The sequence below is a fragment of the Peribacillus simplex genome (genome assembly GCF_001542915.1).
GTDB classification, from domain to species: Bacteria; Bacillota; Bacilli; order Bacillales; family DSM-1321; genus Peribacillus; species Peribacillus simplex_B.
Window position 1 is genome coordinate 201,978 of the sequence record NZ_LNNH01000010.1, and the last position, 18,712, is coordinate 220,689.

The window sequence follows — 18,712 nt, forward strand, 5'->3', positions numbered from 1 at the left end:
TCGGTGCTTTACTCACAAATTTGGTGCCTTACTGGCCAATTCAGCTACTATATTCGTGAGTTTGGGCATTTTATTCGTGAATTCAAGTATTTTACTCGTGAGTTTGCGCTTGAGGCTTTGCTCTTCCATTTCGGCGCTTACTCATCAATGCTATTTTGGTATATAAAGAGAAAAGCAGCGAGTCCCTTGTGGGAGTCGCTGCTTGTTTGTTGATTTATGCTCCTGCCCAGACATCTTTTGCATATCTGCCGTTTTCTTCTAACGACTGCAGCCAGACGGATGCTTCTTGCTGGGTTGTTTGTTGGAATTGCCTGTAGCTTTCGATCAATGTTCGTTCAACATCAGGGGCCATTTTGCTTCCGTCTCCGCAGATGTATAGGTGTCCGCCTTCAGTTAATAAAGGAAGAATGTCTTGAGCGTTCTCCGCGAGGCGGTTTTGAACGTATGTTTTTTCTTGGCCCTCGCATCTTGAGAAGGCTGTGTGCAAGGTTACGAGTCCATCTTGTTCGGCTTGGACGAGTTCTTCTTGATAAAGGAAGTCGTGTTCCGGATTGCGGCAGCCAAAGTACAGGTGGGCGGCTCCTAGTGTTTCGCCTTTTTCCTTCAGGGCGCGGCGGGCTTGAATGAACCCTCTGAACGGCGCGATTCCTGTTCCAGGTCCGATCATGATGATCGGTTTTCCAGGTTGGTTCGGAAGCTGGAAGTTGGATTGCGGTGTATGGATAAAGCAGGCCACTTTATCGCCTTCAGCGCGCCCCGCCAAGTAATTGGAAGCAACGCCTTTATATTCGCCGTTGCCGCTCCATGCATCGCCGCGGACGACGCTGACAGTGATGCTCGCTTGCCCCTCCTTATGCAGCGGGGAGCTTGAAATCGAGTAGTATCTTGCCTTTAAAGGCGGCAGCAATGCCAGGAATCCTGCAAATGGGATTTCACATGCTAGATATTTTTCAACTAAATCTAACATGGTCATGCGCTTGCCCAAGATTTCTCGTTTATAGGTGCCATCATCCAGCAGCGCTTCAAGCTCTTTTACATGCGGTGGACATACCGTATGTGCGGCAAGGGCCCGTATTTGGGACCGGGTGGCGGGTTCCTGCAACTCGACATAGTTTGATAGTACTTCCGCTAGTTTTACCGGTATTTCCGTAGGGAGATGGGCAGCTTTTCCAGAATCACCTGTAAGCTTGATATAGTCTTGGCCGTTCAGGTCGAATCGACTGAGCACTCGCTCGACAAGTTCCGCCGGATTTTGCGGAAGGACCCCGAGATGGTCGCCTTCCTGATACTCGACGCCATCTGGCAGCGCCAGTTCGATATGTCGTGTACTTCTTCCGCTATCCGCATGTTGTAATTCCACATTCCTTTTGACAATCGATGTAATGGCATGATGAGTGCGGGCGAGTGGTGTGCCGCTTACATCACTGACGAAGTTCATCGTAATCGAGCTTGTTTCCCGATCATCCGTATTGACTTCAATGCTAAAGGCGCTAGCAAGATTTGGCCAAAGGGCGTCCGTCCAATTCTCGTAGTCCCCTTCAAAATCATCACTTGCATCTCCATAGCCTGTTTTTGACAATCTAATGGCTCCACTTTGTTCCAGCCGGTCATCGATGTAGGTCGGAATGCGTTGGTAAGTGGTAGCCCAATTACGGTCTCCGCATCCAAAGATGGCATAGCGGACTCCATCCAAGCTGCCATCCTCGCTTTCCTTCAACGCTGAAACAAAGTCATCCGCATTATCAGGGGGATTTCCATTGTAAGAAGCCGAGACAATCAGGACAGCTCCTTCGCGGGGAAGTTGATTGACATAATCATTCAAAGGGGCAACTTCCGTATGGTATCCTTGTTGTTTCCCTGTTTCTGCGAGATCTCTGGCCATTCCTTCAGCTGTTCCCATGTTCGATCCGAACAGGATGAGCAATGGTGTGCCATGAGCGGATGTGACTGAAGGGGCCGAGGCTCCTTTATTTGCTGAAACCGGTTCAGGAGGATCAACGGTAAGCGACATCAACGGCTTCCTTGGTGATACGCGCATCGTTAATCCGTCCGGTTTAAGCGTCAACGTTTCTTTAACGTCCAATTGATATTCTTTATGATCGATCAATTCAAAGTGCTGTAAGACCATCCCGAGCACAAGCGTCGCTTCATGAAGTGCAAATTGCTGTCCGATGCAGGCGCGCTGCCCGTTTCCAAACGGCTTATACGCATGATAAGGAATCGAGCTTGGATTCTCGAAACGTTCCGGAATGAACGATTCGACATCATCGCCCCAAACGGATGAATCAAGATGGAGTTCAGGAACGAGAAGCGAGAACACATCCCCTTCGTTCACCTTGTATGCTCCGCCAAGCACGGTGTCTTCCTTCGCATAAACAGTGAATGCCGGAGCTGTCGGCCATAGGCGAAGCGTTTCGTTCAACACCATCCGGACATATTTCAGCTTCTTGACTTGTTTGTAATCCGGAATTCCGCCACCGAGCACTTCGTCGACTTCCTGTTGCGCTTTTTTCAATTTGCCCCTGTTATTCATCAGGAAATAGATGGCGAATGATAGGAGACCACTCGTCGTTTCGTGTCCTGCGATCAAGAAGGTAATGATCTGATATCTGATGTTTTCGTCATCCAGCGTCTCTCCCGTTTCAGGGTCGACGCCCTTGAGCATATGGGAAAGGAGATCATCCTCGCCTTGATCGCCGTTTTTCTTTCGTTCGGCAATCAATTCATCCACGAGCGAAAACATATATTGAATATCTTCGCGGAATTGTTTTTTCGATTTGACCATCAGTTTATCCTGGATGCCGAGCCGCTGTGTTTGACTCATCGCTTCATCGAGCGATCTGACCATGCTGGCCACGAACGGATGGGTGGTATCGCGATAAAAACTGTTAAAGCGGTAATTGAATCCGCATAAACCAATCGTATCCAAGGTCAAACGGGTCATATCTTCAGGCACATCAACCTCATCTGCCGGATTCAAGCGAGCCCATTTTTGGATCAGCTGGGCGGCGATGTCCACCATTTTAGCATGATAGCCCTTCATGGCCTGCTGACTAAAGCTAGGGAGCAAAATGTTATGCGCCTTTTTCCAATTCGGCTCCGCCGTTTCACTTGTGAAGAGGCCGTCACCACCAAATGCCCTCACTTTTTGCAGTGCCGGACCAACCTTCTTATCAAACCTGGTTTCATCGCAAATTTCTTTAGCTAGTGCTGCACTTGATACGAATGTACCGATTCGGCCCGGATATTGAAATTGAAAAATCGGTCCAAGCTCCCGCGCCAGCTTCATATACGACTGAAGCGGTTTATCCTTATCGATGACAGGCAGGCTCCCTAAAGGGCCATATGTCTTTGGCTGTGGTATTTGAGTTGTTTTTGTCATGCTTAGCACCTCTATTTACTAATATTTCGGAATGAACGTTCATTCCGCTTAATGGCTGAAAAATCGAACCTATCTCAATTATGCAGGCGGACAGCATCCCAAAAGCTTTCTTCCACATCTGCCAAAAGTTTCGCTTCAGGTACCAACTCCCCGATACGGACAAGTCGCTGCAGTTCAAGAAATGCTCCATATATGATGGCGATCAAGGCGGAAGAGGGAAGCTGCTTGATTTCTTTTCGATCCTTACCTAAATCAAAGAAGTTTTTAAATAGATCCAAAAGACTTTGAAAACTAGAATGGCTTTCCTCATTTAAGAAATGGGCCCCGCTATGGATTTTTATAAAATAAAGCGCTTGGTCCTGCTCGTTTGTAAAATGGACCATTGACTTGAAAATGTGATGAAACTGATTACGAATGGAATCCTCATGTGGAAATCCGCTCTTGATTGTCTCCGTAAAAATATCCACATACCCTTGAAAAATCTTATTGCCCAACACTTCTTTATTTTCAAAGTAACGATAAATGGTACCCGCTCCGACCCCTGCCTTCGTGGCGATCATCGGGATCGTCGTCGCATCATATCCTCTTTCGGCGAATAGTTCCAATGCGCTGGACACGATGCTGTCTCGTTTATTTGCTGCAGTTATCATATTGAATCAGCCTTTCATCCAGAAAATGCGGAATGAACGTTCATTCCTATCCATGCTAGTGTATACCCAATAAAACCCAATCTCAATCGAGCGTAGTACCCAAAATTTGTGAATTACACTCGATAAAATAAGGACAAAAGACTTATTCTATTTCTATAATCTCAGAAAAAATATATACATATAATTCTTTTGAACTAAAAAAAGGACTGAAGGTCACAGCTCTTCTACTCCTTTGTTCACCTATTGAATGCCATCTAAGATTATAGCGTTCAGATCGTTTCTTTTTATGGGCACTCAACACTTCTTTCCAAAGGAAGATTGTATTCATTCTCAAATCACGCTCATGTTTCCCTGCACATCCCCCAATTCTCGGTTAGCTGCTGTTTGTTCACTTCAAACGAGCCATTAACTTCATTGGGTCTATCCCACCCCATCTTAAGGGAGCGAATGGCTCGAGCTCCCTCCCCGGTTTCTTCTGCCAAAAAGCCAATGCGAATGATGAAGATGCCCACTCCCGACCATCATCGGGCTTCATAATTTTCTTTTACCCCATGTTGAAATTCAGTGACGTTCCTATGCATCCACCTTTCATTAAATCATTCAAGTTTAACAAACCCCCTTGAATTTTGTATGATAAGAAAGGAAGATTACTAAATGGGAGATGTGATATTTTGAAAAGTCTAGCTGTATTTTGTGGATCGAGCAAAGGTGCATCTGCTGTCTATGTTGAAGAAGCTAAAAAACTGGGCAGGGAGCTGGCAAAACGTGAGATTACCCTTGTCTATGGGGGCTCAAGTGTCGGAATCATGGGGGCGGTTGCAGATTCCGTTCTGGAAGCAGGCGGTAATGTGATTGGCGTAATGCCCGATTTTCTAGAGAAAAAAGAAATCGCACATAAGAGCTTAACCGAGCTGATCGTCGTGGAATCCATGCATGAAAGAAAAGCGAAAATGGCCGAGCTTTCAGATGGGTTCATGGCCTTGCCAGGCGGGCCAGGAACATTGGAAGAGTTTTTTGAGATATTCACTTGGGCTCAGCTTGGTCTTCATCAAAAACCTTGCGGACTCTTAAATATCAATCACTATTATGATCCTTTAGTCGCTTTATTCAATCATATGTCCGACGAACAGTTCCTGCATGAAAAGTTCCGTTCCATGGCGCTGGTAGATGTTGAACCAAGTGGACTTCTTGATCAATTCAATACATATGAGCCGCCAACCGTAAAAACGTTCATGACCGAAAATCAAACCTGATCATAAAGAACAAGCGGCCATGATCAAGGATGATCTTGGCCGCTTGTAATAAACGGATGGGTTAGGTGAATATCAGGTTTAAATAATCTCCATGTCCTTTAATAAGTTCCACTTCATGTTCGGATGAAATCCAGAAGAAATGAAAGGTCAGCCCCGCTTCATCTCCGCCGCCCTGTGGCTGATGGTCCCATTCATCAGGAACGTCCGATACACGGATTTGATAAAAAGATCTATGATGGATGGCGCCATCTGCGTTCTCCCACAAATCCTCGGCAATTAAATCCTCGACACGAATATTTTCCAGCCTGTTTCTTCTTTTATTTCCCTAATCACCGCTTGGTACGCATCTTCTTGAGACTTCACTGTACCCTTCGGTATCTGTATCCCCGCTTCAGCTATGGGATGTTGGAAAACCAATACCTGTGTCTCTCCCTTATTGATTCTTGTCACATACCCGTAGGCTTTTTTTATCGGCATCATGATCATCCTCCCGTCCTTAACTGGATAGATGGAAAATGGTTGTTGCTTCCTGAATCATTTATCATAATTTATAATCCTTTCTGTAAGACTTATTTCCTTTTTCTTGTGGCATGTCTTGATTCGCCCTATTCGAGTTTTTCAATAGGCATGATGTTTGTGACGCATTGGCAAATCAGCGTTTCGCTGTCATTTGTCCGAATTCGAGGAACGAGAGCTAGTTTTTGGTTATTCTGAAAAAGAGGCAGCTTATCGACATTTTCGAGAGAAGGTTGGTATCACTGGGGCCCTGAATGAAATACTTATCCGCTACAAACACGTTTTCATCATTGGGTTCAGTGCAGGTGCGACTGTGGCCTGGATATGCAGTGAGGAAGAATGTGTCGATGGAATCGTTGGATTTTACGGTTCTCGGATCAGGAATTATAGCGAATTGGTGCCACAGTGCCCTGTACTGCTATTCTTTGCTCAAGAAGAGCGATCTTTTGATGTGGACGAATTGATTTCAATTTTAAAAGCTAAGCCTATCGATATACATACTTTCAGTGGAAGTTAGTGACTCCTATACTTCCAACTATGATGCCGAATCAGCCGATAAGGCATTTAGCATCATGAATGATTTTTTGCGGAACATGAAGTGTTAACGTTTTGCATGCATGAATCCAGTTAATCGAACCCGAATCACTGTGGGGATGACAGTCCGATTGCACCCGTTTGTATTCCATTTCCAATTCATGTAAGGGTAGCTTCAAAAGCTGCTCTTCACTCTTGTAGAGGTGATGGATCCTAAGTTTATAAATTAATTCCCGTTGTCTTTCTTTCGCATCCTTCTTCATTTCACCCGCTCCTATTCTTTATTTGCTTGTTTCAGTGGATGGCCCAATGCTCGATCATACAGGGGGGATGATCCTCTGGATTGGCTTCAATCTGCTTCGTTTTCCTTAATTTCCTATATTCCTCCTCTAAATCGGTCAAGGTCCATTCAAATAGATGGATGTCGTTCTTTTTATAAATCCCTTCGTTAATCAACTTATTGATCAGAAAGTTCCGTTTCGTTTCGACTGCTTTGCGTAATCTCATCCCCATAATAAAACCCTCCCTTATTATGAACACCACTGCGTACTTCTCTTGACCTGACATAAAAAAAAACCGGAGACATCTCTTTGTACGAAAGAAAAAGTCTCCGGTTATCCGGTCAATTAACCTATAATTCTTATTAGTTTACTAAGTATTATTGTCTCTTATGTTACAAACTCTCTGCTTCATAGTCAACAACTTTTTTCTTGTTTTCAAAATTTCATTCAGCCTTTTGCTTCGCTTCCTGAAATGCAGCCGTTACCTTATTTAACAGGTCTTTATCCGAAATCAATCGATACCCTGTAAGGGCAAGTGCCTTTGCACCAGTGAGGATGGCTTGGTCCCCTCTTGGGGATTTGGCGCAGTCGCGGAACTCATTCGTATGGGCAATCAGCTCATCCGGCCCGATTTTGATATAAGGATGGGCCGTCGGGACCACATGACTAACATTACCTGCATCCGTCGAACCGAAACCATTTTCTTTTCTTGGTGCCACCGCTTCTCCTAATTCAGTCAGTTCTTCCTTCAGCACCTCATCCAGAACCGGATTAATGATGAAATCGAGCACTTCATTCTGGAACCGTTCGACTTTGACGGTGCTTCCTGTGGCAAGTGCTGCACCTTTTGCAATATCACGGATTTTTCCGGATACTTCCTGGCATAATTTCCATGTTGTCGCCCTGATGTAGAACCTCGCGGAAGCATATTCCGGAATGATGTTAGGCGCTTCCCCGCCATTGGTGATGATTCCGTGAATCTTGACTTCGGATGGAAGCTGCTGGCGCAAAGCATTAATGCCATTGAACAACTGGATGACCCCATCGAGTGCATTCACGCCTTGTTCCGGTGCAGCCGCAGCGTGTGCCGCTTTTCCGTAAAAGTGAAAATCAAGAGGATCGACAGCCAAAAATGGACTTGTCACACCCGTTTTTCCGGCCGGATGGATAATGATCGCAGCATCGACCTCATCGAATAGGCCGTGCTTCACAAAGCTGCCCTTTGCGCTTCCATTGGGACCTCCCTCTTCGGCAGGCGTTCCGAACACGATCACCTGACCGCCTGTTTCCTCCAGCACTTGAGCGAGGGAAATGCCTGCCGCCGCACTCGTCGTCCCAATGATATTATGGCCGCAGGCATGACCTAACCCCGGCAGTGCATCATATTCTGCCAAAAAGGCAATCGTGGGTCCTTGCTTGGAAGAGGTTTTTTTGGCGATGAATCCTGTTTCGTGTCCAGCTATATCGCGGGTCACTTCAAAACCCGCCGCTTGAAGCAATTTCGTCAACGTATCCGAAGCGAAGAACTCTTGATTGCCAATTTCCGGTTTGGCATGGATCGCCTGACTCGTTTCCACATATAATTTGGAATGTTCATCGATGTGATCGGCAATGATTTGCTGAGGCGACTTCACTAATTCAATTCCCATATTGCTATCTCCCCTTTTCTGTTAATGAAAAAGCCGGATGGCTAATCATATTGCATCCGGCTCTTTCGATCTTTACATCATTTTTCATTAGCTGGTTTTGTCCAGGAATCTTGGTAATTCAATAATTCATCGACCGTCACATATGCCGGAATCGAGCTTCCTTTATACGTTTTTTTAATGAACGCTTCCACTTCTTTCGACTGATAAAGATCGACTAATTTTTGCAGTTCAGGACGATCGGCGTCTCCCTTTTTGACGGCAATGATATTGATATACGGTTTGGCCGTTTTACTTTCATGGAATAATGAATCTTTTAAGTTAAGTCCAGCTTCCACGGCAAAGTTACTATTGATGGTGGAAGCATCGGCATCATCCAGCAGACGTGGCGTACTTCCGGCAGCAACAGGCTTGATTTTCAAGTTTTTCGGATTATCCTTGATGATATTCGCTGATCCCGACCCATTGAATTCATCCTTCAATGTAATCAAGCCCGCTTCCTGTAAAAGGAGTAAGCCGCGGCCCCAATTCGTCGCTTCATTCGGAACGGCAATAGTCGCACCATCTGGAATATCTTTTATACTTTTATGTTTTTTCGAATAAAGGCCCATTGGCGCAATGACGGTAGACCCGATGGCCTCCAATTTCAAATTTTGATCTTGAATGAATTCATCGAAATAGGCGACCGTTTGGAATGAATTCGCATCGATTTCGCCCTCGCTCAAGGCAAGGTTTGGTTGGATATAATCATTAAACGTGACCAGCTCGATATTCAGGTTCTTCTTTTTGGCTAATTCGACAATGTACTCCCACGTTCTCGTATCCCCGCTGTTGACTCCGACTTTCACGGTTTTCACATCATCTGAACTGCCTGATGCCCCCTTCTCGTTTCCGCATGCTGCCGTCACGAGCGCAAATGCCAATACCATGATCGTTACTAAAATTTTCTTCATGTCTCCTACCTCCTGATATATTTATCTTCTTCTGATTTTTCTGGAAACGAAGTTCCCGGTGGATTGCAGTAATTGAACGATGATCACGAGCACTGCTACCGTGACGACCATCGTCATCGTATCGAATCTTTGATAACCGTAAGCCAAAGCTAGATCTCCGACCCCGCCAGCACCAACGGCCCCTGCCATCGCAGTAGCTCCGACAAGCCCGATTGTCGCTGTTGTGAAGGTTAGGATCAGCGAACTAAGTCCCTCAGGAATCAAAAAGCGATGGATGATCTGCCATGTTGTTGCCCCCATTGCCTGGGCTGCCTCGATGATTCCTTTGTCCACCTCCAACAGGGAGTTCTCGACGAGCCGGGCAATATAAGGAGCGGCGTAAAAAACAAGCGGAACAATCGCTGCATTCGAACCGATTCCAGTGCCTACAATCCATCTAGTAAAAGGAATGATTGCGACAAGTAAGATGATGAAAGGAACCGATCGCACAATATTTATGATTGGGTTCAATACATTAAAGATCCATTTATTATCCATGATGTGACCCTTCCTTGTTATGACGAGCAAGACGCCAAGCGGAAGCCCGATCAGCCCGGAAAAAATCAACGAGAGGGCTACCATATAAAGAGTGTCGCCGAAAGCGGTCGACAGCTGCTCTGCCGTTATTTCCATTCCCCAAAGTGTATTACCCATTTACCTGCACCTCCTGGACGAGAATCCCCTCATCTTTAATATATTGATAAGCCTTGGCTACCTCTTGCTTGTCACCCGTCACTTCGATGATCAAATTCCCAAACGGCGTTTCTTGAATTTCAGAAATATTGGCTGATAAAACACTTAAGTGAACATCATATTTCTTTGAGATCGTAGAAAGCAGCGGGGTGCCGGAAGTAGTCCCAATAAAATTAATTTTCCAAATAATCGGAATGTGCGTCCCTATCCTTTTTAGGAAACTTTGCGGAATCTCATCATGGATCACCGTTCTCACGAAGTTTTTGGCGATAGCCGTTTTGGGCTTGGCAAACACCTCGAACACGGAGCCTTGTTCAACCACGAAGCCGCCCTCCATCACTGCCACCTTATTGCAAATTTCCCTGATCACGGACATTTCATGGGTGATGAGCAGAATGGTGATATTGTATTCTTTATTGATTTTCTTCAAGAGCTGCAGCACGGCACTCGTTGTTTGCGGATCCAATGCGGATGTCGCTTCATCACATAAAAGGATCGATGGGTTGGTGGCCAATGCCCGTGCAATCCCAATCCGCTGCTTTTGACCGCCGGATAATTGTTCCGGATAGCTCTTTGCTTTACTCGATAAGCCGACGAACTCAAGCAGCTCGCTTACCCGCTCTTTGATCTCTTTACTTGGCGTGCCCGATAAAACCAGCGGCACAGCAATATTATCAAAAACGGTCTTCGAGTTTAGTAAGTTGAAATGCTGAAAGATCATCCCGATTTTCTTCTTTTCTGCCCGTAATTCCTTCGGGCTCAATGAAGTGAGCTCCTTCCCGCCGACGACTACCCTACCTTCTGAAGGATGTTCCAGCAGGTTGACTAGCCTGATCAACGTACTTTTCCCGGCCCCGCTATAACCGACTACACCGAATATATCCCCCTTCTCGACGGTCAAATCGATGCCTTTCAATGCTTCGACGGTCTGCTTCTTCGTTTCGTAAACCTTTTTAACATGTTGAAACTCAATCATCCTGTCTCCCCCCAGTTGTTCGTTTTTTCGATTTCATTATCAGAGAAGAGCTTTGCATGAATAAACAAAAGAGGCCTCCTCCGTCATCAGACAGAAGAGGCCTCTTTTAGAAATAAAAAAGAGTAAACTCTTAATTTAATTATCTAAGAAAAGCTCCTTCTTATCTTTCAAACTTTCGTCCGTTGGAATTAGCACAGTATTTTTACAAAAGTAAAAACCCGCTGCCGAGGTATCATAGGGCCAAGTCCCTCCACATCTCTTGATAAGAAATAACGTTATATTTAATTATGTCCTTCACTATATCTTCAAATCCCGCTAAAGTCAACCACCATTTTCATCATTCGAAAAATTTTGACAGGATAGTTTATTTATTATTTTTTATTATATCAATATAATTTATTATAAAGATTTCCTCATTCTCCATACAAGATATTTTTCGTTTTCTTCCCTTAGCTTCACCATTCCTGACTTCGTATAGAACCGAACCGCGCGTTGATTATCCGGAGACACCCTTAACTGATATTCGGATACCCCGAACTTCCTGAAAAAGGTTTCTGCATAGCCGACCAATTCCTTGCCAAGCCCCTTACTCCGGTATTCGGGAATAAGATAAAACAGATTCACATAGCCAATTTCAGTACCTTCATATTCCCGAATTTGAAGCTCCATCTGTCCGATCGGCTCCTGATCCCGTTCAATGATCACCTGCCCATCCGGAAATTGGCGCACCCTTTCTTTAATTCTATTCAAATACGATCGCTCATCTCCAAAACCCTCTTCAGACCCAAAACTCACAACATACGAATCCTTCCTGAATGCAACGATTGTTTCCTTATCTTTATCGATATCTATGGTTCTAAATATCAACTTCATCACTCTCTTTCGTTTTGTTGGGATAATAATGACAGGTACTTGCACTCTTTATTGTTAAATAAGAGGACACTTTTCTCCAACTGCTGCAAATCTTCTCTAAAAGAATAAGCTTCTTTTTTCATTCCCTTCAACACTTTACATATACATGAAGCATGCTGTAAAATCATGTATACTATACATTAACAAAATATTCCATAATAAAGTGAATTAAATTGTCGATGCTAGCAAAGATTGTTTAACCCGTTCATCGTTTAACATTAGCTGGCTACTATTGCGGTCAATCGAATATTTCGTCCCAAACCCCATTTAATTCGTCCCACATTCGAATTTACAGACCAAACCCCCGTTTTTTCCGGCCTACATACGAATATTTCGTCCTACACCTCGATTAATTCGGCCGATCCGCCTTTGCATCATTCCATCCATAAAAAAAAGAAGCTGCAAGTCGCAGCTTCTTTTTTTATCGTGAAAGGGTTCCTTGCAGGCGATTGGCTTCGGCAATGACTTTTTCTTCGTCGATGGTGAGGGAGACGCGGTCTTTGACGACCATTTTGCCATCGATGTATACATCGCATACGTCGTTTCCGCGTGCGGCATAGAGCAAGTGTGAGTAAGCTTCGCTTAGCGGCTGCAGATGTTCTTTGTCGTGAGGGTAAATCGTGATGAAGTCCGCTTTTTTACCTGCTTCGAGTGATCCGGTGTGACTCATGCCGATTGCTTCGGCGCCCATTCTGGTGGCCATGGCCAGTGCGGTTTGAGCTGGGAATTTAGTGGCGTCCTTGTAGATGCCTTTTTGCAGCAAGGCTGCCGTCCTCATTTCCTCGAACATATCGAAGTTGTTATTGGAAGCTACGCCATCTGTTGCCACGCCCACTTTAATGCCTGCATCCAAGAGGCTGACAACATCGGCAATCCCCGATCCGAGCTTTAGGTTACTGATTGGATTGTGGGCAACACGGACGTCATGCTGTTTTAATATCGACCGTTCTTCATCATTGAGAACGACACCATGGGCCATCACGGTCGGCTGGTCGAACAGTCCTAGACGGCGAAGGTGTTCGACAGGACGGGATCCGTACCGCTTTTCGATGTCGAGGATTTCAAAGTCCGTTTCCGATACGTGAATGTGCACCATCAAGTCATTTTCCTTAGCGATCCGGGCACTCTCGGAAATGGCTTCAGGTGTACAGGCATACGGGCTATGCGGTGCGACCATGGTGGTCAGGCGGCCATCGGCAAAATTCTTATACGCTTTCGAGAACTGTTCAGCCCCGGTGAGGTTCGCTTTTTGGTCTTCTTCGGTACCCAAGCTGAAAATCGTGTAGGAGAAGGCTCCGCGCATGCCTGTTTCGCTTATCGTTTCCATGACAGCCCCTGCATCTATTCCATTTGGATTGAACATATCCGAAAAGGTCGTCGTGCCCGATTTCATCATTTCCAAGATGCCAAGCTGTGTGCTTACTGAGGCAATTTCGGTTGTGAACTGGGCCTCGATCGGCCAGATTTTCGTTTCAAGCCATGGCTTGAGCAGCATATCATCCCCGATTCCGCGCAATAGCGTCATCACGATATGTGAATGGGCATTTACAAGACCTGGCATCACCCATTTCCCGCCAAGGTCGATCACTTGATCTGCATCCTTCAATTGCTCGTTTGAATGCGGACCGATAGAGGAGATGGTTTGATCCTGCACAACCATCATGCCATTTTCAAAGATTTGATTTTCCTTATCCATGGTAAAAAAAGTAGCATTCATATATATCGTTTTCATTCGTATCTCCTCCAAAGTCGTATCATTGCTCAACATGTGTCTATTCCGCATTCTACCCTAGCCTCTTACCGGTATTCAAGTAATTCCATATTATCAGGGGCGATTACCTTTTACCTTAGGAAGCTAATTCCATTTAATCAGCTGCTTAAAAACACCTTTCCTCTATTGCTGGAGGAAGTTTCGGCGACAGTAATGGCTTCCTGCACATCCCGAAGGTCATAGTGGGAATGAGGCAGCATGAGTTTCAAGCTATGATCGGCAATGAAGCCGAGCAAGCGGTCAAACGTTTCGTGCCAGGTTTGAACGGACGCCCGCTGGTTCCAATGCCTTAGGTGAAACATCTGAACATGAACTTTTGTCGCTTTAGAAATTTTCGCCCAATTGACGGATTGACCTGATAGAAGACCGATCGTCAGCAGAATGCCCGTAGGCTGAACACAAAAAGCCAGCTCAGAGCCAGCATTGCCGCCCACAGAATCGATGGCCGCATTCGCTCCTCGCCCACTCGTCCATTCCATCACGGCATCGGTCAATGCTGTCCTGGACGTGTCGATTACAAGATCGGCACCGAGTTTGAGCAGTTCAGCGGTGTAGGTATCGTTTCTCGTTACGGCAATCAGCTTGAAGCCAAGGATCTTCGATAGCTGGGTGAAGATACGGCCAATCGCAGATCCGCAGGCATTCACGACCAATACATCATCCGGCTTCAGCGCCAACGATTCTGTGCAAATCAACCAGGCCGTCAACGGATTGATATATAATTGTGCCGCAACATGATCCTCGATCGAATCGGGAATGACGATGGCAAGTTCGGCAGAGGTTCTTACATATTCCTGCCACGTTCCTTCGCCGCGCAAAGGCAAAACACGTTTGCCAATGAGGTCTTTCGAACCAAAAGGACCCACCTCTTCCACAATGCCGACGCCTTCGTAACCTGGGATCGCTGGCAAGGGAATTCGATGGGAATAGGCGCCTCTGATGGGCAGCAGGTCAGACGGGTTAATCGGACGGGTGGTCATCCGAACGAGGACTTCCCCACTTAAAGGTTTTTGTATAGATGTATGTTCCACTTTTATCACGTTTTGCGGATTCCCGAACTCATAGAATTTTGCGCATCTGGCTTCCAATATCGTAAGTCTCCTTCACTATCAAGTTCCATCTATTTTATCATGATGAAAAAAGATCAGGGAGATGGATATCCCCCTGATTGTGCAACACGTTTTATAGATTTTGTGATAAACCAATTGGAATGCATAATGGTGTTTGATCTACAGGATTTTCGATAATACAGCATTCCAGTCTAAAGACGTCCTTGATCATTTCTTTCGTAAACACCGTTCCAGGCGGTCCCTCTTTATAGATTTTCCCCTTCACGATGCTAATCAGATGATCGGCATATTGTGCTGCTTGATTTAAATCGTGCAACACCATGACAATCGTACGTCCATAGGTTTGGTTTAGATCGCGCAGTAATTCCAATACTTCGATTTGGTGTGCTAGATCGAGATACGTTGTCGGCTCATCCAATAGTAAAAGATCCGTTTCTTGTACCAAGGCCATTGAAATCCACGCTCTTTGCCTTTGCCCTCCAGACAAGGCATCCAAAGTCCGATCAGCGAATTCCGTCATTTTAGTGGCGGATAACGCCCGGTCCACAATGGCCTCATCCTCCAGGGTCTTCCTGGAAAATAACCCCTTATGAGGATGCCTGCCATAATGGCACAGTTCCTTAACGGTTATATCCTCAGGAGCCTCGGGAGCTTGAGGCAGAATGGCCAATTTCCTTGCCACTTCCTTGGAGGATTGAAGGGCGATCGCTTTTCCATCTAAATAGATCGTCCCTTCCTGAGGCATCAATAATCGAGCAAGGGACCGCAGGATGGTGGACTTGCCGCATCCATTGGATCCAATGATTATGCTTATTTTACCTTCCGGGATGTCTAAATCGATATCCTCAATGATTCGATTCGTTCCATAAGAGAGAGAAAGATGCTCTGCTGATAATGTTGTCATAACCGCCAGCCTTCCTTATGTTATTTTCGTTCACGACGTAATAAATATAAAAAATACGGCACGCCAATCACCGCTGTGATAATTCCGGCGGGTATTTCTACTGGCGGGAATAATCCCCTCCCTAGGCTATCGGCGACGAGCAGAAAGATTGAACCAAAGAGAGCTGATGCAGGAAGCAATACCTTGAATTTTGATCCTACTAGTTTTCGGGCAATATGGGGGGCAATCAAACCAATGAACCCGATGGAACCAACTGCAGCTACACATACTCCAATTAAAATGACCGAAACACTAAGCAATATATAGCGCAGGGATTTTGATCTTTCACCGAGACCTGTAGCTATATCGTCGCCAAGACTCAGCACATCCATTTTAGAAGTTAAGGCAATCAATACCGGGACAAGAATAAGGCATGGCAGCAATATGAAGACTTGATCCCATCCTCTTCCCCATAAACTGCCCGTCAACCACAGCAGTGTCGTATTGACATCATCCGGGAATTTGACCATGAAATACTCTATGCCCGCTTGACAAATGGCCCCTAAAGCAATTCCCACCAGAGCGATCGTATTCGGTTGAGCTCCTTTTTTATAAACGAATGTCATCAAAATGGCCGCCATGATCGCCGCTCCTATGAAAGCCGAAAGAGGCAGGATGATGAGGGGTGATTGCGGAAATAAAACGATTACGATAACAGCCGCCAATCCGGCCCCTTTCGTTACCCCGATCACATCGGGAGAAGCCAATGGATTCCGCAGGACTCCCTGCAAGATGGCTCCAGCCGTTGCCAATCCGGCTCCCACTATCACAGCAATTAAAATGCGCGGTATACGATAGTTGTGCAGAATGAATGCCTGGCTTTGCATCCCTTCTCCAAGCAAGTGTTGGATGATATCTAAAGGTGATATATATATGGCCCCTAACCCCAGGCTCACCATCGATAGGACCAACGTAATCATGGTCAGCATCAGGAGAATGGAATTTGGGCGCAACCTTGATTTCACTTTCCGTTTTGGTTTCATTGCTTAATATTCCTCCCTCTTCTCGCTAAATAAAGGAAGAACGGCGCACCGATGATGGCTGTTACGATGCCTACCGGCGACTCGAACGGATAGGCGATAAAACGGGCAAGAACATCTGCATATACTAACAATACAGCGCCGAATAAGGCCGAAAAGGGAATGATTCTTCGATAATCCCCACCCACCAGCTTTCTGGCGATATGAGGAACGATCAGTCCAACGAAGCCGACTGGACCTGCGACGGCCACCGAAGAACCGGCCAAAATGATCACCAAGATTCCTGCTAGAATCCGGATTCGTTGAACCTTCTGACCAAGTCCTTGGGCCATATTTTCTCCTAAGACAAGGATGGAAACCGATCGGGAGAACACGGCAGCAATCAATAACCCAGAAAGGGACCAAGGGAGAATCAAATTGACATGCGTCCATGTTTTTCCATTGATCGATCCCACTAGCCAATAGAGCACGTCTTTCGCTTGCTCATTAAAGATGATCATTCCTTGCGTTAAAGAAGATAAAAAAAAGTGAACAGCCATCCCGGCCAATGCCAGTTTTACTTGTGTCATTCCCCCTCCCGAAGCAAAAGAATAGACCAACAGCCCCGCCACTGCTGACCCAGCAAATGCAAGACAAACAAGAGAGACGGAAGAGAGCGTAGGAAAGAAGACAAAGGCGGACACAATAAAAAATGAGGCTCCGGCATTCACCCCAAAAACTTGCGGCGAGGCTAGTGAATTCCGGGTGATAGCCTGCATGAGGGCACCCGCAACCGCTAAATTTGCACCGACTAAGGCGCCGACCAAGGCGCGGGGCAAGCGAATGGTCCTGATGATCGTTTGTTCCTTGGACGAATCCATCGCAAAAAAGGATTTCATCACCATTGATACATCTATATCGGCTGCACCCACCGTAATGCTGGACAAGACTCCTAACATTAACAAAACCACTCCAGTTACAGCTGTACCGTATACTTTCATTTTATTTTTACCTAAAATTTCCATTTACAACACAACACACTTCCTAACAAAATTTAAAACGACTGGAAAGAGAAGTAAGAATCAGTTCTCTTACTCCTCTTTTATTCCTTTATTTTTCATCAAGCATTTTTAAAGTGTCTTTGGCAATGGCCTCTGCGGATACAACCCCGCGGTATCTTGTCCATAAATCACGATCAACGCTGTAAATATGACCGTTTTTTACAGCCTTCAGGTTTTTCCATAGAGGATTGTCCTTCCACTCATCAGTCAGCAGCTTGCCCTCATTGTTCGCCAACAGCAGGATATCTGGATCAATCTCGACAAGCTGCTCCAGATTCATCTCAGCATGCGGCTGTTCCTGCTGAATGGCATTTTTCAATCCCATCCGTTCAAGCAATTCTCCATCATAGGAAGATGATGTATGAGCCTGGAAGGAAGTATCCCGCACAACGGCTGGCAGAACCGTCATGTTTGTATCGACAGTAAGCTTTTCCTTAAGGTCCTTGATCGTTTTTTCATGTTCGGTTAAACGTTTTTCTGCAGGCTCTTCCTGATTGACTGCCTTTGCAATCGTTTTAAAAGAATCCAGGTTTTCTTGATACGTCGATTCCCGACTTTTCAAGATGATCGTAGGGGCAATCTGTTGCAAATCTTTATAAATTCCTTTATGACGCTCGGCATCTGCAATGATCAAATCCGGCTGTAAAGAACTGATGACCTCTAAATTAGGCTGTTCACGTGTTCCTACTGAGGTATAATCTATTTCTTTCCCTACAAGTTTTGTAATCATCTCTTTTTTGTTATCATCTGATATTCCAATAGGTTCCAATCCCAGAGCATTTAAAGAATCAACGAAAGATAATTCAAGGGTAACGATTTTTTTCGGAGTATGCTTGATTTCCGTTTCTCCCATTTCGTGCTTGACCGTTTTAATGTCTTGATTCTTTGCTGTTTTCTCTGCTTCTGTCGTTTTTTGAGAGGTATTGCATGCTGACAATATCATCATGACCGTGAATAACAGGATGAATATTCCCCCCCCTACTGTTCTTGCTTTCTTCGATTCCCGCATTTTTTGCACCCTTTCTGTTTTAGCAATGAAGTTTTAAATGAAAATGATTATCATTATCTTGTTG

Annotated in this window: 19 protein-coding genes, 1 pseudogene and 1 riboswitch; of the genes and pseudogenes, 2 read left to right on the top strand and 18 right to left on the bottom strand. The window is 45.4% G+C overall.

Translation table 11 applies throughout. From position 1 onward, the window contains the following. Positions 1-214 precede the first annotated feature (214 nt). The 3 genes and pseudogenes from AS888_RS03580 to AS888_RS27105 all read right to left on the bottom strand — a co-directional run. Positions 215-3,382: a bifunctional cytochrome P450/NADPH--P450 reductase gene (locus AS888_RS03580; protein WP_061140814.1), complete on the bottom strand. Its 3,168-nt coding sequence runs from the start codon at positions 3,380-3,382 to the stop codon at positions 215-217. A gap of 74 nt (positions 3,383-3,456) precedes the next feature. Next, complete coding sequence (locus AS888_RS03585) at positions 3,457-4,032, bottom strand: TetR/AcrR family transcriptional regulator (protein ID WP_185113020.1); 576 nt, start codon at positions 4,030-4,032, stop codon at positions 3,457-3,459. A gap of 259 nt (positions 4,033-4,291) precedes the next feature. Continuing rightward, positions 4,292-4,613: pseudogene (locus AS888_RS27105) on the bottom strand (MazG nucleotide pyrophosphohydrolase domain-containing protein); the annotation flags it as partial. Positions 4,614-4,703: 90 nt separating this feature from the next. On the opposite strand from AS888_RS27105, the gene AS888_RS03590 reads away from it, so the two are divergent. Continuing rightward, on the top strand, positions 4,704-5,285 hold the full coding sequence (locus AS888_RS03590; protein ID WP_061140815.1) for an LOG family protein: 582 nt from the start codon (positions 4,704-4,706) through the stop codon (positions 5,283-5,285). Between the two features lie 61 nt (positions 5,286-5,346). Here the strand turns inward: AS888_RS03590 and AS888_RS26660 are convergent, their stop codons facing one another. Continuing rightward, positions 5,347-5,550, bottom strand: a complete 204-nt coding sequence (locus AS888_RS26660; protein ID WP_260320102.1) for an NUDIX hydrolase — start codon at positions 5,548-5,550, stop codon at positions 5,347-5,349. Between the two features lie 11 nt (positions 5,551-5,561). Then, positions 5,562-5,762 carry an NUDIX domain-containing protein gene (locus AS888_RS26665; protein ID WP_260320103.1) on the bottom strand — a complete coding sequence of 67 codons (201 nt, stop codon included), beginning with the start codon at positions 5,760-5,762 and terminating at the stop codon, positions 5,562-5,564. Between the two features lie 193 nt (positions 5,763-5,955). Between AS888_RS26665 and AS888_RS03600 the strand changes: the two genes are divergently transcribed. Further along, positions 5,956-6,318, top strand: a complete 363-nt coding sequence (locus tag AS888_RS03600; protein WP_260320104.1) for a dienelactone hydrolase family protein — start codon at positions 5,956-5,958, stop codon at positions 6,316-6,318. A gap of 31 nt (positions 6,319-6,349) precedes the next feature. Here the strand turns inward: AS888_RS03600 and AS888_RS25470 are convergent, their stop codons facing one another. From AS888_RS25470 to AS888_RS03660, 13 genes are all read right to left on the bottom strand, one after another. Next, complete coding sequence (locus AS888_RS25470) at positions 6,350-6,598, bottom strand: Fur-regulated basic protein FbpA (RefSeq protein WP_155645366.1); 249 nt, start codon at positions 6,596-6,598, stop codon at positions 6,350-6,352. Between the two features lie 31 nt (positions 6,599-6,629). Further along, on the bottom strand, positions 6,630-6,848 hold the full coding sequence (locus AS888_RS24860; RefSeq protein WP_081092292.1) for a Fur-regulated basic protein FbpA: 219 nt from the start codon (positions 6,846-6,848) through the stop codon (positions 6,630-6,632). Positions 6,849-7,059: 211 nt separating this feature from the next. Further along, positions 7,060-8,265, bottom strand: coding sequence for a M20 family metallopeptidase (locus AS888_RS03610; protein WP_061140816.1), 1,206 nt, complete (start codon positions 8,263-8,265; stop codon positions 7,060-7,062). Positions 8,266-8,342: 77 nt separating this feature from the next. After that, entirely contained in the window at positions 8,343-9,215 is an 873-nt protein-coding gene (locus tag AS888_RS03615) for a MetQ/NlpA family ABC transporter substrate-binding protein (RefSeq protein ID WP_081092293.1), read from the bottom strand. A 21-nt stretch (positions 9,216-9,236) separates the two neighbouring features. Then, positions 9,237-9,887, bottom strand: a complete 651-nt coding sequence (locus AS888_RS03620) for a methionine ABC transporter permease (RefSeq protein ID WP_061141054.1) — start codon at positions 9,885-9,887, stop codon at positions 9,237-9,239. Between the two features lie 13 nt (positions 9,888-9,900). After that, positions 9,901-10,923, bottom strand: coding sequence for a methionine ABC transporter ATP-binding protein (locus AS888_RS03625; RefSeq protein ID WP_061140817.1), 1,023 nt, complete (start codon positions 10,921-10,923; stop codon positions 9,901-9,903). A gap of 157 nt (positions 10,924-11,080) precedes the next feature. After that, positions 11,081-11,192, bottom strand: a riboswitch (SAM riboswitch). 130 nt (positions 11,193-11,322) lie between these two features. Then, on the bottom strand, positions 11,323-11,790 hold the full coding sequence (locus AS888_RS03630) for a GNAT family N-acetyltransferase (protein WP_061141055.1): 468 nt from the start codon (positions 11,788-11,790) through the stop codon (positions 11,323-11,325). 466 nt (positions 11,791-12,256) lie between these two features. After that, on the bottom strand, positions 12,257-13,567 hold the full coding sequence (locus tag AS888_RS03635; RefSeq protein WP_061140818.1) for an amidohydrolase family protein: 1,311 nt from the start codon (positions 13,565-13,567) through the stop codon (positions 12,257-12,259). Between the two features lie 137 nt (positions 13,568-13,704). After that, entirely contained in the window at positions 13,705-14,694 is a 990-nt protein-coding gene (locus AS888_RS03640) for a zinc-dependent alcohol dehydrogenase family protein (protein WP_061140819.1), read from the bottom strand. A 94-nt stretch (positions 14,695-14,788) separates the two neighbouring features. Further along, on the bottom strand, positions 14,789-15,580 hold the full coding sequence (locus AS888_RS03645; protein WP_061140820.1) for an ABC transporter ATP-binding protein: 792 nt from the start codon (positions 15,578-15,580) through the stop codon (positions 14,789-14,791). Between the two features lie 20 nt (positions 15,581-15,600). Further along, the gene (locus AS888_RS03650) at positions 15,601-16,602 is read right to left on the bottom strand and encodes a FecCD family ABC transporter permease (protein WP_061140821.1); all 1,002 of its coding nucleotides are present in this window, start codon (positions 16,600-16,602) and stop codon (positions 15,601-15,603) included. Beyond that, entirely contained in the window at positions 16,599-17,603 is a 1,005-nt protein-coding gene (locus AS888_RS03655) for a FecCD family ABC transporter permease (protein WP_061140822.1), read from the bottom strand. Before AS888_RS03655 ends, AS888_RS03650 begins: the two co-directional genes overlap by 4 nt. A gap of 85 nt (positions 17,604-17,688) precedes the next feature. Then, positions 17,689-18,648 (bottom strand): ABC transporter substrate-binding protein, encoded by a 960-nt coding sequence (locus AS888_RS03660; protein ID WP_061140823.1) that lies wholly within the window; start codon positions 18,646-18,648, stop codon positions 17,689-17,691. Positions 18,649-18,712 lie beyond the last annotated feature (64 nt).